We start from the raw sequence: 14,397 nt of genomic DNA, 5'->3' as shown, positions 1-14,397 counted from the left end.
GCGATTAATCGCGTCTTTACAAGAAGGAGAAAGTGATTTTGAGTTTCCTTAGTAAAATAATGTTATGCAGGCATCATTGGAACAACTCTCTCAAATCACTGTGTTTGCAGGGTTAACAACCGCAGACAAAATTAGTTTGCAACCCCAAACCCAACTGCAACATTATAGTAAGGGAGAGATGATTCTCCATGAAGGCGATCGCTTACCTGCAAAATTATATGCTGTTGTTAGTGGTTCCATTCAAGTGAGCAAAACAGCAACCACAGGTAAAGAAACGATTTTGCGTACCTTAGCAGTAGGAGAAATTTTTGCTGCGCCTGCTTTATTAGGAAATGGAATTTCCCCTGCGACTGTAACGGCTGAATCTGAGTGTGAAATTCTCACTGTAGAGCGAGATGCTTTATTAAAAGCTATACAACAAAATCCTGAAATTGCCTTACAGATGTTGATGGTTTTTAACAATCGGATTCAGCAATTACATGAAACAGTACATGGATTAGTTTCTGAAAGAGCTATTGTTAGACTTGCCAGATTAATTCAATATTATGCCGCCGAATCTGGAACTGAGCGAACTACACAAGGCGAAACTTTAAAAGTTAAGTTATCTTACTATCGCATGGCTCGTAGTGTTGGGATTTCTTACGAGGAATGCGTGCGTTTAATTAAAAGCCTCAACTCGATGATTACCTACAGTCGAGGTGGCAAAATTACAATTCTTGATACTAATCAATTAGATGCGATCGCTCTTGGCAGCATAGAGTAATCTTATTTTAAAGAAGCCATAAGAATTGGGGGATTCTCCCCCAAACCCCCGATTGGGTGACGGTTGCGTCCCCCAAACCCCCTCCAAAATTATTGTTCTGTTTTTTTGTTGAGTAACTAGTTTTTTGGTTTTGTTATCAATTAATTTTCTTAACTGAACTGTATTTCTTCATACCCAGTAACCAATCCCCAGCACCTAATCCCCAGTCCCCAAAATGACAAATGTCATGGAACAAGATGACAAATATCATCCTCAAGTCATGACATTTATTCGATGGAACTTACTTGTTAGTTCCGATAAATTAAACCTAGAAAGAAGTTGACTACTTCAATCCCGATTGTTTGCGGTTAAGGGAGAAAGGACACAGAAAGAACCTTTCACCCTTACCCTTTACCCTTTTTACCAAACTCAATATCAATTTCAAAAAAGCATACCGACGATAGACACTTTCAAATACTGATTATGAATAGCTTTATTTATGAATATTTCCAAGAGGTAGAACTTATGAAAATTGATGAATCTGCTAAAATTCGCCTATTAATTGTTGACGACCAAAGCTTGATTCGTCAAGGATTAAAAGCAATGCTAGAACAGGAACGTGATTTACAGGTAGTGGGGGATGCGGAGAATGGCCAAGTTGCCCTAGAAATGGTTGCACAACTCCAGCCTGATGTGGTGTTAATGGATATTCGGATGCCGGAAATGGACGGACGAACAGCCACAAAATTAATTGTGGAAAACTATCCTCATATTAAAGTTTTAATTCTCAGCACATTTGATGATGATACTTCTTTAGCTGGGGCTATGCGGGCAGGTGCAAAAGGATATTTGCTCAAAGATATGCCTTCTAGCGAGTTAGCAAATGCAATTCGCTTTGGACATTATGGTTATACTCAATTTGGCCCAGGGTTATTTGATAAACTCTTAGCGAAAGAAACATCTCCGGCTGAAACCAGCGAAAACTCCGCACCTGCAAAGTTATCAGAACTGACTGCACGAGAACAAGAGGTTTTACAGTTGATTGGCGTAGGCGCAACCAACCGCGAAATTGCTCAAAAGCTATATATTACTGAAGGCACAGTAAAAACTCATGTGACGAGTATTCTCAACCGTCTTAATCTCAAGAATCGGTCACAACTGGCGATTTATGCAAATACTGTAAATCATAAATCTGTTGAGGGGGAGGTAATAGGTAATAGGTAATAGGTAATAGGTAATAGGTAATAGGTAATTGGTAATTGGTAATAGGTAATAGGTAATAGGTAATAGGTAATTGGTAATTGGTGATGGGTAATTGGTGATGGGTAATTGGGGAATAGACGCGATTCATCGCGTCTCTACAAGGCTTACTACACAGCAATTTCTTGTAAGGCTTGCAATAGTTGCTCAATTTCCTCGGCTGTGTTGTAGTGTGTGAGTCCAATTCGCACTAAGCCGCTGGTAGGTTCTATGCCTAGTTTTTCGATAAGAGCGATCGCATAAAAATGACCATGCCAAGAAAATATTCCGCGATCGCCTAATGCTTTGGCAACAGTTGCGGGAGTTTTTCCGGCTAATCGAATTCCTACTGTTGGGGTTCGCCAATTAAAGCGCTGTGGATCGGTAATACCATATAACTTTAAGCCTGGAATCGCTAACAGTCCCGGAATGAGTTTGTGACTCAATTCTCTTTCGTATTGTTGAATGCTGGACATTGCTGCTACCAAAGCCGCCCGTCTGCTGTGATAAGCAGATGTGATTGCAGGTGTTGCTGAATCTGCAGAAGTGAGAAAGCTGGGACAGTGGAATGTTTCTATACCTTCCTTATCTGCTTCAATTAAGGCAGAAATCAACTCGTTATCAACGTTAGGTGATACATGACAACCTAATTTTGTCAAGTAATTTATTGCCGCTACTAACCCAGCCAAGCCTTCATAATTCAAAGTTCCAGTTTCCCAGCGCGAGGGAACATCATCAGGAGCGGGTTTAACTTTATATGGCGTTAATCGAGCAAGATGCTCACGCTTTCCATACAGAACCCCTACGTGGGGGCCAAAGAACTTGTAAGCGGAACAGGCGAGAAAGTCGCAATCCAACGCATGAACATTGAGAGGCGCATGGGGCGCATAGTGAACAGCATCAACAAATACCAATGCACCGACAGCATGAGCCAAATGCACAACTTTGGGGACATCGTTGATTGTCCCCACGCCATTAGATGCAAAGCCAATTGCGACTAACTTTGTACGTTCATTAATTAGCCTTTCTAATTCACCCATATCTAAGGTGCAGTCTTCCACATTGAAACCCACCTCGCGCACAATCACGCCTTTTTCCTCCAACGCATACCAAGGGGAAACATTGGCGTAATGGTCAAGCTGGGTCACAATAATTTCGTCGCCTGCTTGCAATTCTCGACCAATAGCACGGCTGACGCTAAAGGTAAGGGTGGTCATATTAGCACCGAATACCACCTCATCACTATGACATCCCAGGAAATCAGCCGTAGCAGCACGCGCCGCCGTCAACAGTGCATCTGTGCGCGCGCTAGTCGCAAAAGCCCCATGAGCATTAGCGTTTGACCTTACTAAATAATCACTGATAGCATCAAGCACTGCACCTGGTACTTGAGTTCCACCAGGGCCATCACAAAAAATTACAGGCTTACCATTAATTGTTTGTGTGAGTGCGGGAAACTGGCCGCGTATCCATTTCAGGTCAAAGTGATGCATAATGATTCTCCTGAAATTATGAATTATGAATTATGAGTTATGAATTACGAATTAAAGCGGCTTTGACACATCGGTATGAGTGATGCTGCAAAAGATAACACATAAATTTTGGGACGGCACTTTTTAGGGGAAAGGGGAAAAGGGGAATGGGAAAGGGAGCAGGAAAAAAGGAGACATTACAATTACCAATTACCAATTACCAATTACCAATTACCCATTCCCACATTTTTAAGAATATTCATTGGCCCTTGGTCTTTAAGGAGTTGCATTTGTTGCTGATTTCGCACTAATAGCGCACCTGCAAACCCTAATGAGTTAACGGAAATTAACTCGTATTCTTCTTGCGATCGCGGTACGATTAACATCCATTCTCTCGTAGCTAAAAGGTTGTACGCACCAGATTGTCTATTATCGTTAACCGCAGTTATCCCTACAGCATGGAGTAAAGCATTATATAGTTCCATTGTAGTTTTTGCGGCTTGTAATGGCGACTCTGCCCACTGGGGATTTAAAGCTGCAATAGCGTGTTTAAAAGGTAAACCTGGTATAGTTGCAATTGCATCTTGAAAATCGGCTTTTGCTAACAACGGCTGAATAGGTATTGCATCGCCTGAAGTTGTCAGAGGTAAAGGTACCATTTGCAGATGCTTGTGTCGCTGGCTGGCCCCTGAAACTTGACCACCGTTGTAAAATGCCAAACCATCATATTCCGCTAAACAAGCCCACATCGCCGCAAAATCTTCTAAAGTAAGTAGGCTTTCTTGCTCCTCAAAGGCGCGAGTAATAATCAATATATGATGGTCAACAACGTTAAATTTATTTAATAGACAAACATGAGTCTCCGAAATATCTGCAACAAATAAATCTTCTTCGTATGGCAGAAAAGGATTAAAATCTTTACCAGATGCGGCGGTTTGTTGCACCTGCTTTTTCTTGGCTGCATCCTTACGCACCAGATTTGCCAAAATCCTTACCAAGAAGCGTACACCATCCTGCTCAATATATTCAAATTCTGTTGGTATAGACAGCAAAGCCCCACATTTCAAAGCGGATTCAGTACGTTCTATGACACTTTGCCATAAAGTGCCAGGTTGCAACAATATTTTTCCCTCTGTCATTTGCTCTCCTTCCGGCTCGGTGAAATATTGTAGCAGGAAGCGCTGGGGACTGGGGGCTGGGAATTGGGGACTGGGGATTGGGGACTGGGGACAAGGGGAATAACAAAGGCCAAATGCAATTTAATTGTAGACTGATGCAACTAAGTTGCAAGGCGATGCATTAACAATGTAGGGCGATGCATTAACAATGTAGAGCGATACATTAACAATGTAGAGCGATGCATGAACAATGTAAGGCGATGCATTAATAATGTAAGGCGATGCATTAACAATGTAAGGCGATGCGATCGCATTGTCGCTCGATACAATGACATTGTTAGAGGTGCGATCGCCTTCCAGCAAAAAAATTCAATTATGCGTTGTCGCAAATCCTCCCCAATCCCCAATCCCCAATAAATTACTATTACCAATTACCCATTACCAATTACCCATTCCCCCTTACCCCTTACCCATTCCCCATTATTTATTCCTCACTCTTAATATATTGCCTAACTACTAGCATTGCTTGTGTAGGAATCCGAGTAACTAAGCGAATAGGAAATGCTTGAGTGGAAGCAAATTGAGCATAATCTGGTGTGAGAAAAGGTTCATATGTTTCCGCTTCAGGAGTTCCCTGGGCTGCAAAAGCTAAAGCGATCGCTTGCAAATATTTACGAATATCTGCAGCTTGTTCGCCTACAACTTCTCCACCAGATAAGACTGTATTTAGCTTTGTGGCTTGATCCGTTGTGGTACTGGGGTCTTTGACGCTCAAATGAGTACCGCCAAGTATACCCACTAGCCATTTAGGAGATGGAATTTTAGTGAATCCTATTACTTGTTCGGGTAAAGCGGGAACTGTTTTATCTGCAGAAGCAGCCCAGATTAGGGTAGGTATTTTCACTTCTCTGAGTCCGTTTTTACCAAACATTAAAGAAGAGGTCGGACTAAGTGCGATCGCTCTTTTAATCCTCTCATCTCGTAGTTGATATTTATTAGCTGGTAATTCTTGAGCAACGCATTGCAGGGTTTCTCCAAAACTAAATCTAGCTACATTCTTTTTACAACGCTGTTTGAGTTCTTCTAATTGTAATTCTGCGCCTGCAATTGATAAGGCTGTCCCACCACCAAAGGAATAGCCAATTACCATAGCGTTATTCGTGGCGACTTTTCCCTGTAGGGGACTAGTAGCGGTTTGGTTGAGTTTTTCTAGTTCATCGAGGACAAAACTAATATCTTTGGGACGATCTAAAAACTCTTGGGGCTGGATAAATCTAGTGTTATTTTGGAAAGCTAATTTGGTATATGTCTCATTACTACCCGGATGTTCTAGCGCCGCTACTATATAGCCATGAGATGCTAAATGTTGAGCCAAGTAGCGCATATCTGTACGCACCGATCCAAAACCATGACTAAACACAATTACAGGTTTTTCTGTGGTTGAAGAGTTTGACCAATAAACATCTACAGGAATTTTGCGGTTGCGTTTTTGGTCATTTAATTCCAAGCCTAGAACCTGATATTGAGCTACTCCCGGTGCGCTAGGATCAAGAGAAAAAGATAGTTGCGATGTGATGGGGTTGAGTTGCGGTGCGATCGCCAACATAAACTGTTGCGTCAGCCAAAAACCTGAGTTTAAATTGCTGGCAACTCTAAATGATTGCGGTAAATTGATTTCTAAGCGTTGACTCGGATAAGATTTAATAAAAGACAGTATAGAAAGTCCGTCTTGTGAATTAGAGCCTAAGACAAATCCGGCTCTTAATGCTTGTACGCCAGCACTATCTTTTCTGACTAAAGCTGTAGATAGGTCGTTGAGAATTGCTGTCCCAATTTGTGTATTCAATAAGCGACTAATAGCGACCACGTTTAGGGGTATCTTCATTCTCAAGGCCCCTAATATGGAACGGCGTTGTTCTTCAGGTAACTTATTGGTGAAAAGTGCTATATCTCTGGGAAACTCTCCAGTTTTAGCAGCTTTTTGCAAATCCGCTACAGCGAAGGATTCTGCAAACGGGCCATATCTCACTACAACTGTTTCCGCCGCTTTTGCAGAGGTAGTTGTCCCTAAAATTTGTGCGATCGCCATTGCACACAACCCACCTTTAACGGTTTGTAGATTTCCCCAGATTCTTCCCATTAACATCTTTTTTTTACCATGCTTAGGGGAATATAGCTGATATTGGTGTATCTTACTACCCATGCTGTAAAAAATCTTAGCAGGTGTCGTTCAGCATAGAGAATTTACATAGATAGCATAAATTTGTATCAAAACTTGCCTATTTTGGATTTTGGATTTTGGATTGCTATTCTATACCACTGCTTTTGCTATAACAAATCTCCAGTCTTTAATTGAAAGGTAATAAATTACCACGGGCTGCTTGCTCACGCTCAATAGCTTCAAATAATGCTTTAAAATTACCATTACCTAGCCCTTGCGCGCCTTTGCGTTGAATAATTTCAATAAAAAATGTTGGTCTAGTTACCAATGGCTTAGTAAATATTTGCAGCAGATATCCTTTTTCATCTCTATCGAGTAAGATTTTCAATTCTCGCAACGTCTCTATATCTTCATCAATTTGACCAATGCGTTGTTGCAAATTCTCGTAATAAATATCTGGAGTTTCTAAAAATTCCACACCATTACTACGCAATTCTGTAACTGCTTTCACAATATTATTGGTTCTGAGGGCAATATGTTGCACACCAGGGCCATGATGAAAATCTAAATATTCTTGAATTTGTGATTTACGATAGCCTGCTGCTGGTTCATTAATAGGAAATCTAATTTGACCAGTATTATTTTGCAAAACTTTTGACATCAGCGAAGAATATTTAGTAGAAATCTCATCGCTAGTAAATAGTTGACTCTCTTGCAGGTCTAGTACTTTGCAATAAAAGTCTGCCCATAAATCCATTTTGCCTAATTCGACATTAATCACAATGTGGTCAATATCAAATAAACCAGCATAATTGTTGCTGGATATATTTGCAATCGGCTGATATTGGGGGGCAAAATTGGTATAGTTATGACGCTCGATGAAAGAATGAACTAGGTCACCGCTATAGCTTTTGATTGTTGCTTTCACAAGATAACCATTTTGTTCTTGAAAAATCGTCGGTTCTAGTATTGGTTGTGCGCCACGTGCGATCGCAGTTGTAAAACAAGCACGAGCATCATCAACTTGCAAGGCAATATTATACACTCCATCACCATGTAACCTCACATATTCGGCTACTGGCCCCTCTGGTGTTAGCGCCGAGGTAAACACAAAGCGGATATTAGATTGTGCGACAACATAGGAACTGCGATCGCGCATCCCAGTTTCCAATCCCGCATAGGCGATCGCTCTAAAGCCAAAACATTTGCAATAAAAGTAGGCTGCTTGCTGTGCATTACCTACATAAAATTCTACATAGTCAATTTTTTTTAATTTGATGGAATCCTGTTCTGGCAAAGGAAATATTTTATTTTCTCTAGTTTGCATGGGTAATTCCTCTCTTTTACTAGATATCATTAAATACCAATTTTTGAACAATATATTTGCATATAATTAGCAGTATATAATGTAACTGTTTTCCAGTACATTTAAATTGGTTTAGTAATGTATAATTTAATATAAAAAATAATTTTATTTAATACATAAATTGGCAGTTTAGAAGGAAACTTTTATTAAAGAATCCCTCTAGGGTTAGATTGCTTGGATTTTTCATAGATGAAAAAGCCGGGATATTTGGCATATTTGCGCCATGATTGTGCGGTGATAAATATGCATAATCAAAATTCATGGTTATAATTCATTTGTCATTTGTCAAGGTTAAAAAATAATACCCTAGATAGTTTGTATTCAGCATTAGTTAGTGCAATATAGCCAAATCACGCTGCTAAATCAAAGCTTGCTGATAAATTTATTAGCATGATTATAATCAGTAGCGATCGCCACAAAAATTAGTTGAATTATTACTTATTTTAATAGTAACAAGATGCTGTAAAAAAATGTGGTGGAAGATGGCACTCCAGTTCATAAAAATCTTCTCACTACTAAAGCTGCATTAACATTGCTCATCAGATAGCAGCAACTGCATCAACAATTACTGTTGAATTTATGCGTCGCCCATTTATCTATTTTTTGCTTTTCCTAATTTCACTAATAATTTTAACTTTATGGTGGCCTATCAATGATTCTACTTGCGATGCAGAAGCATTCCTGTCATCAAAAACCCAAAAATTCCAAGTACAGGCGGCTAAAGTTATTGTGCAGCCGTGGCGTGGTAAACATCATGTCTATGGAGTCTTTATGGTTCCTAACGAATACAAGGAAAGTCCATTTTTTGTATTAACTGTGAAAGGTTTTGGCAATGAATGTGCTAAACCATTTGGCTACAAGCAATACTATGATGGTATATCTGCCGCCCCAGGAACTCATTTATTGAGAGAATATATCAGAACTCGCACGGCACTGCGCCTAATTCTTCAAGGTTTATATAACCAATTAAATGATAAAAATAACTGGACTTTGACTTATCCTCGTCCATAAAAAGGTAGGATGCGTTAGTAACGCATCCCTAAGCTTTTCGCGCGTTACTAAATCCCCAATTCCACAACTACAGGTGTATGGTCGCTAGGTTGAGTCAATTTTCTCGGTGCGACATCAATCATGCAACTCGTTGCCTGCTCATACAATACTGGCGTGAGATAGTGATGGTCAATCCGCCAGCCTAAGTTACGCTGAAAGGCGGCGGTGCGGTAATCCCACCAGCTGAAGTGACCGCCTTCAGAGGTGAATTTACGAAAGGCATCAGCAAATCCCAGTGTCAGTATATCTCGCAAAGCTTGGCGTTCTGCTTCAGATGCCATGATGTGATTGTCTGGTTTGGCTTTATCGTGAATATCTTTATTTTCTAAAGCAATATTAAAGTCACCGCATACACAGATAGCAGGATGTGATTTTAATAGTAGTTGCAAATACTCCCGTAGTACTGTTAACCAACGCAGCTTGTATTCGTATTTTTCGCTACCTATAGATGAACCATTGGGAACATAAAGATTGACAATCCTCACATTATCAAGGACTCCAGTAATTACACGTTTTTGCTCGTCCCATTCTGGTTGTAAATTAGGCACAATTGCGGTGAACCCAGTACTTACATCTAACAAAGGTTGACGGCTGATTAAAGCTACACCGTTGTATGATTTTTGCCCTGATATATACACTTGATAGCCTAATTCTTCAAAAGGCGATCGCGGAAATTGACTATCAGTTACTTTTGTCTCTTGCAAGCAGAGAACATCCACAGGATTTTGATTTAACCAATCAATAACTTGTTCTAAACGAATACGGATTGAGTTCACGTTCCAAGTAGCGATTTTCATTGATCCCGAGTTTACATAATTTAATTAATAATCATTAATGAGAGCGATTTTTACTTTTTTTTAATATTCATGCAACCTCTAGGTTATAAGCGCTTTTCCATCAATCAGAATTGAAAACAATTGATCCCAAGGGAGAATTTAGTATTTTCAGCTACAAATTTTTCCAATCAGTAGGTTAAGTTACAGAATAGGTCGAATTGTCTCAATGATCCCCAAGACAGATGAAATTACTCAGCAGTAGATTGTACATTGGTATTGTAGTCGCAAGGGGGCAAATACGGTTTATCTGAAATTGTTTGGTGCTGTTGCACAGTACGGTTAACCGATATTGCACTTGTGGGCATGGACTTGGTTAATTTAAATTTCAGAAGCTTAATTATAAGTTCTTCGCCCCCCAAGTTTAAAGTTAAGTTCTCATTTGCAGAACAACATTAATCGGCTGAACCAAAACATTATGAAGATCGCTCAAGTTGCCCCCTTATGGGAAAGAGTTCCCCCCCCTACATACGGAGGAATTGAACTAGTAGTTAGTCACTTGACCGATGAATTAGTACGTCGCGGTCATGAAGTTACTTTATTTGCCTCTGGCGATTCCCAAACTCTGGCTAATTTAGAAGCAGTTTATCCCCGAGCATTACGCTTAGACCCCCATGTCAAAGAGTATGCAGTTTATGAAATGCTTGAACTTAGCCAAGTGTACCAGCGAGCCAAGGACTTCGATATTATTCATTCCCATGTAGGCATCTCGGCATTGTCTTTAGCGAGTTTAGTTCCCACTCCGACTGTACATACTCTGCACGGCAGCTTTACCAACGACAACCGTAAAGTTTATAGCCATCATCAAAAGCAACCATACATTAGTATTAGTAACGCTCAACGGCAAGTAGACTTAAATTACTTTGGCACTGTTTATAACGGAATTAATCCTGATGATTATCCGTTTAAAGCACAACCCCAAGACCCAGAATACTTGGCATTCTTAGGTCGCTTCTCCCCCGAAAAGGGGCCACACCATGCGATCGCAATTGCAAAGCAAACTGGTTGGCGCTTAAAAATGGCAGGAAAAATTGATGCAGTAGACTCGAAGTTTTTTGAACAAGAGATTGCTCCCCACATTGATGGTCAGCAAATTCAATATTTAGGCGAAGTCAACCACGCCGAAAAAGCTGAACTTCTGGGTAATGCTGCTATAACTCTTTTTCCCATCACCTGGCAGGAACCTTTTGGTTTAGTCATGATTGAATCAATGGCAACTGGTACACCTGTAATTGCCATGAATCTCGGTTCCGTACCAGAAGTAATTGCCCACGGTGAAACAGGTTTTATCTGCCAAAACTATGAACAAATGGCACAGATGATTCCGCAAGCTTTAAACCTCAATCGACAAACCTGCCGCCAATACGTAGAAAACAAATTTAGTGTCAGCCAAATGGTGAACGGTTATGAAGCCGTCTACGAGCAAATTATCAAGGGTCGCATAAATTCCAATGGCCGCATTCATGCTGCCAAAATTCAGCTTTAATTAACAAAAATTTTTTTTCACATTTCAACAACCTTTTTAGGGAGGACATCGGTATGAGTATGAGAGCCAACACTTGCCCATGTTGTGGTGGTTCCCTCCTGCGCCATATTCGGCATAGTGAAGTTTATTGGTTTTGTTTATCTTGTCGGCAAGAAGTACCACTGTTAAATCTGAGCCGGATGTCGAATGTGGAAACCCGCAATACAGGTGTTCTTCCCCAGCCTACAGCTAATTCTTAGGGCAATATGTTTGTAGTCAAGGCTAAAATCCTCAATTTTGTAGCACGCAAGTGTTAACTACAGACCTATGGAATTAAGGCTGACTTGTGACTGACTCCACCTGGTAAAATCAGGTGGAGTTACTCATTTAGGTTAAAAGCTGTGTTAGCAGCCTTACTTTATGGTCAAGAAGATTTACGCTTAGAGCAGGTATCCGATCCGACTCCGGTTGCTGGTGAGGTAGTAATTAAGGTGGGGGCGGCGACAACTTGCGGTACAGATTTAAAAGTCTGGCGGCGTGGTGGTCATGCCAGAATGCTGAAACCACCTACTTTGTTTGGTCATGAAGCAGCTGGGCAAATTGTCGCCCTGGGTGAAGGTGTTACAGATTGGCGGGTAGGCGATCGCATCGTTGCGAATAACTCTGCCCCATGCATGAATTGCTTTTTTTGTCAACGGCAAGAATATTCTCTCTGCCCAAATTTGACCTGGAATAACGGCACCTTTGCGGAATACCTGAAAATTCCCGCACCCATAGTACAGCATAATATGCTGCCCATTCCCGATGACTTGCCCTTTGCATTAGCAGCCATGACCGAACCCTTAGCTTGCGTATTACATGGTGTAGGGCGTACCGAAATCAAACCCGCAGATCGGGTAGTAGTCTTGGGAGATGGGGCGATTGGGCTAATGTTTGTCGCCGCTATAGCTGATAGTACGAAAGCTGAAGTATGGCTATGGGGCGGTAACGACCAAAGATTAGAAATAGGTAAAAAGTTAGGTGCAGCCAAAACATTTAACTATCATCAAATTCCTGATATTCCCGGCGTAGTCAAAGAACATACCCAAGGATGGGGCGCAGATGTAGTCATTGAAGCCACAGGAGTACCCAGCGTTTGGGAAACTGCGATCGCTTGTGCCCGTCCTGGTGCAACAGTAAATTTATTTGGTGGTTGTCCGCGAGATACAACTATCACAGTCAACACAGAACAGCTACACTACAGCGAACTTACCCTCAAGGGCGTATTTCACAACACCCCCAAGTATGTACGCGCAGCCCTAACATTAATAGCTAGCCGTAGACTACCTTTAGAACTACTCATCAGCGAACATCGTCCCTTACAAGATTTAGCGCAAGTATTTAATGACATGAAAGCGCGCAAGGTAATTAAAGTTGCGCTGAAGGCGTGAGGGAATGGGAACTGGGGACTGGCAAGAGAGAATAATCTATAGCTTTACACCCTTTTTACCCTTGACCTTTGACCCTTGACTCTTGTACAGACGCGATTAATCGCGTCTCTCCAACTCTTAACTCTTCACAAACCCCAATCCCCCATGCCCAATACCCCAATCCGTAAAAAAACTTACAAATTCAACCATCTTTTTTAAATTTATATGAAATAATCTTGCCAAGAAACGGGAAAACTATATTCAGCACCCGATTGGGAGTAGCTAATGGGGTGATTTCATATAATTCCCGATTGAGAAAATGCTAAACAAATCTCTGCTTAATTGCTTAATTTTGCCGTTGTCTCTGGTTTCTTGGCTATCGGTGGGAATGCTTGCTGATTCCAAAGCCAATGCTTTACCAGGGCAAAAAACTGAAGAAGTAACTACCTGGATTCAAGCACATCCTACATTACGTCCCCACAGCGGAGAGCGTTTATTTGTACAAAAGACTGATACAGCAGCCCAGCGATTCACTTTTTTAGCATCGGTATTACCGCCAGGTAAAGTTGCATTTACTAAAGACCGTAGCATGATTCGTTCTGAACGCATTACTATGTATGATGCTGTTAATGGCATGACATTTGAGCGCTTTCAAGAAGCTTTACGGATAATTTACGGGTTGGATATTTATCAAGATTTTGAACGTGCCCAGCTACTATATAAATATCCCAATGAGAGTGCAATTAACTCAGCTAGATTTGCCAAAACTCCCATTAGAGAAGCGTTACAGGGAGAATTGCGTCTAGGCGATCGCTATGCTTATTGGGTAGAAGTAGCCCAGCCTAAGGAAGGTAAGGCTTTTACTGGTCAAATGACTATTTTACTCAAAAGTGATTTAGACAAATTAGAAGCAGAACTGCGAAATCGTTAAATAGTTTTAAATTGCAATCCTTATGGCAATTTTTATAGGATGGGTTAGGCGCACAACAGTTTAAGGTTGTACCCAAAATTATTGACTGCGTGCTAACCCTCTATTATCTTTTTGATTGCAAGTTTTCATGGTACTGCCTATACTCCCCCAAATCCAGTAGAAGGTGGAGTTTGCCATTTAGTAGAAAAGATACTTTCGGCTGCTAAAGCAATTCGCAACAAATCTTCCTTCAACAATGGTGGCCAATCAATCCCAGCCCTGCGTCCGCCAACAAATATTTGTGAAGGCTTAATACTTAACTGAAAAAGGGCGTAAGCTAATTCTCTGTCGAGACTAGAAGATTCTTTGAGGGCCTCAAACACCACTTTTAACGCCAACAAAATCGAAGTGATTTGACCGGGAACTGGCGGTTTTCCCTGCTGCATACGCATTAACAGGGAATCTAGATTGTCCTCGGTGGTTATTGTTTGGTCTATGAGGATTTTGCGAGCTGTTTCGTAATTCATGCATTCACCTTACCCCAGATTTTGCCTCAGTAGTAATACTTGGTAAAAAAATGATTAATCCTTTACCAATGTTTGATAATTTACCCAAATAGGGTGTATCTAATA

Annotated in this window: 14 protein-coding genes; 7 read left to right on the top strand and 7 right to left on the bottom strand. The window is 40.9% G+C overall.

Translation table 11 applies throughout. The features are described from left to right. Positions 1–64: 64 nt before the first annotated feature. A complete protein-coding gene (locus tag AACU25_RS21910) occupies positions 65–763 on the top strand; it encodes a Crp/Fnr family transcriptional regulator (RefSeq protein ID WP_096579245.1) in 699 nt (232 codons plus the stop codon). Positions 764–1,267: 504 nt separating this feature from the next. Next, positions 1,268–1,966, top strand: coding sequence for a response regulator (locus tag AACU25_RS21905; protein ID WP_096583932.1), 699 nt, complete (start codon positions 1,268–1,270; stop codon positions 1,964–1,966). A 146-nt stretch (positions 1,967–2,112) separates the two neighbouring features. On the opposite strand, the gene AACU25_RS21900 is transcribed toward AACU25_RS21905, so the two are convergent. The 5 genes from AACU25_RS21900 to hppD all read right to left on the bottom strand — a co-directional run bounded on the left by AACU25_RS21900 (position 2,113) and on the right by hppD (position 8,059). Next, on the bottom strand, positions 2,113–3,474 hold the full coding sequence (locus tag AACU25_RS21900) for a cysteine desulfurase-like protein (protein ID WP_096579241.1): 1,362 nt from the start codon (positions 3,472–3,474) through the stop codon (positions 2,113–2,115). A 203-nt stretch (positions 3,475–3,677) separates the two neighbouring features. Further along, positions 3,678–4,592 (bottom strand): ATP adenylyltransferase family protein, encoded by a 915-nt coding sequence (locus AACU25_RS21895; protein WP_096579239.1) that lies wholly within the window; start codon positions 4,590–4,592, stop codon positions 3,678–3,680. A 120-nt stretch (positions 4,593–4,712) separates the two neighbouring features. Continuing rightward, positions 4,713–4,934 (bottom strand): hypothetical protein, encoded by a 222-nt coding sequence (locus AACU25_RS21890; RefSeq protein ID WP_190445941.1) that lies wholly within the window; start codon positions 4,932–4,934, stop codon positions 4,713–4,715. 121 nt (positions 4,935–5,055) lie between these two features. Beyond that, positions 5,056–6,711 (bottom strand): alpha/beta hydrolase, encoded by a 1,656-nt coding sequence (locus AACU25_RS21885; protein ID WP_096583930.1) that lies wholly within the window; start codon positions 6,709–6,711, stop codon positions 5,056–5,058. Between the two features lie 208 nt (positions 6,712–6,919). Beyond that, a complete protein-coding gene (gene hppD / locus AACU25_RS21880) occupies positions 6,920–8,059 on the bottom strand; it encodes a 4-hydroxyphenylpyruvate dioxygenase (protein ID WP_190445942.1) in 1,140 nt (379 codons plus the stop codon). 618 nt (positions 8,060–8,677) lie between these two features. On the opposite strand from hppD, the gene AACU25_RS21875 reads away from it, so the two are divergent. Beyond that, entirely contained in the window at positions 8,678–9,109 is a 432-nt protein-coding gene (locus tag AACU25_RS21875; protein WP_096579235.1) for a hypothetical protein, read from the top strand. A 47-nt stretch (positions 9,110–9,156) separates the two neighbouring features. Here the strand turns inward: AACU25_RS21875 and xth are convergent, their stop codons facing one another. Beyond that, the gene (gene xth / locus AACU25_RS21870) at positions 9,157–9,945 is read right to left on the bottom strand and encodes an exodeoxyribonuclease III (protein WP_096579233.1); all 789 of its coding nucleotides are present in this window, start codon (positions 9,943–9,945) and stop codon (positions 9,157–9,159) included. A gap of 454 nt (positions 9,946–10,399) precedes the next feature. Between xth and AACU25_RS21865 the strand changes: the two genes are divergently transcribed. The 4 genes from AACU25_RS21865 (at position 10,400) to AACU25_RS21850 (ending at position 13,786) form a co-directional block, all read left to right on the top strand. After that, positions 10,400–11,467 (top strand): glycosyltransferase family 4 protein, encoded by a 1,068-nt coding sequence (locus AACU25_RS21865; protein ID WP_096579231.1) that lies wholly within the window; start codon positions 10,400–10,402, stop codon positions 11,465–11,467. Between the two features lie 53 nt (positions 11,468–11,520). Continuing rightward, entirely contained in the window at positions 11,521–11,706 is a 186-nt protein-coding gene (locus tag AACU25_RS21860) for a hypothetical protein (RefSeq protein WP_071989446.1), read from the top strand. Between the two features lie 141 nt (positions 11,707–11,847). Further along, a complete protein-coding gene (locus AACU25_RS21855) occupies positions 11,848–12,876 on the top strand; it encodes a zinc-dependent alcohol dehydrogenase (RefSeq protein ID WP_096579229.1) in 1,029 nt (342 codons plus the stop codon). Between the two features lie 298 nt (positions 12,877–13,174). Further along, positions 13,175–13,786 (top strand): hypothetical protein, encoded by a 612-nt coding sequence (locus AACU25_RS21850; protein ID WP_096579227.1) that lies wholly within the window; start codon positions 13,175–13,177, stop codon positions 13,784–13,786. A 137-nt stretch (positions 13,787–13,923) separates the two neighbouring features. Here AACU25_RS21850 and AACU25_RS21845 read toward each other — a convergent pair whose 3' ends face one another. Next, positions 13,924–14,292 carry a Dethiobiotin synthetase gene (locus AACU25_RS21845; RefSeq protein WP_096579225.1) on the bottom strand — a complete coding sequence of 123 codons (369 nt, stop codon included), beginning with the start codon at positions 14,290–14,292 and terminating at the stop codon, positions 13,924–13,926. Between the last annotated feature and the right edge of the window lie 105 nt (positions 14,293–14,397).

It is taken from the genome of Tolypothrix tenuis PCC 7101, assembly GCF_963874875.1.
GTDB classification, from domain to species: domain Bacteria; phylum Cyanobacteriota; class Cyanobacteriia; order Cyanobacteriales; family Nostocaceae; genus Aulosira; species Aulosira tenue.
This window is presented reverse-complemented; position numbering and strand designations above follow the sequence as displayed.

What these genes read in the sequence shown, in the direction of transcription:
- AACU25_RS21910 (WP_096579245.1), top strand. Translation starts at nt 65, where the DNA reads ATGCAGGCATCATTGGAACAACTCTCTCAAATCACTGTGTTTGCAGGG.
- AACU25_RS21905 (WP_096583932.1), top strand. Translation starts at nt 1,268, where the DNA reads ATGAAAATTGATGAATCTGCTAAAATTCGCCTATTAATTGTTGACGAC.
- AACU25_RS21900 (WP_096579241.1), bottom strand. Translation starts at nt 3,474, where the DNA reads ATGCATCACTTTGACCTGAAATGGATACGCGGCCAGTTTCCCGCACTC.
- AACU25_RS21895 (WP_096579239.1), bottom strand. Translation starts at nt 4,592, where the DNA reads ATGACAGAGGGAAAAATATTGTTGCAACCTGGCACTTTATGGCAAAGT.
- AACU25_RS21885 (WP_096583930.1), bottom strand. Translation starts at nt 6,711, where the DNA reads ATGGGAAGAATCTGGGGAAATCTACAAACCGTTAAAGGTGGGTTGTGT.
- hppD (WP_190445942.1), bottom strand. Translation starts at nt 8,059, where the DNA reads ATGCAAACTAGAGAAAATAAAATATTTCCTTTGCCAGAACAGGATTCC.
- AACU25_RS21875 (WP_096579235.1), top strand. Translation starts at nt 8,678, where the DNA reads ATGCGTCGCCCATTTATCTATTTTTTGCTTTTCCTAATTTCACTAATA.
- xth (WP_096579233.1), bottom strand. Translation starts at nt 9,945, where the DNA reads ATGAAAATCGCTACTTGGAACGTGAACTCAATCCGTATTCGTTTAGAA.
- AACU25_RS21865 (WP_096579231.1), top strand. Translation starts at nt 10,400, where the DNA reads ATGAAGATCGCTCAAGTTGCCCCCTTATGGGAAAGAGTTCCCCCCCCT.
- AACU25_RS21860 (WP_071989446.1), top strand. Translation starts at nt 11,521, where the DNA reads ATGAGTATGAGAGCCAACACTTGCCCATGTTGTGGTGGTTCCCTCCTG.
- AACU25_RS21850 (WP_096579227.1), top strand. Translation starts at nt 13,175, where the DNA reads ATGCTAAACAAATCTCTGCTTAATTGCTTAATTTTGCCGTTGTCTCTG.
- AACU25_RS21845 (WP_096579225.1), bottom strand. Translation starts at nt 14,292, where the DNA reads ATGAATTACGAAACAGCTCGCAAAATCCTCATAGACCAAACAATAACC.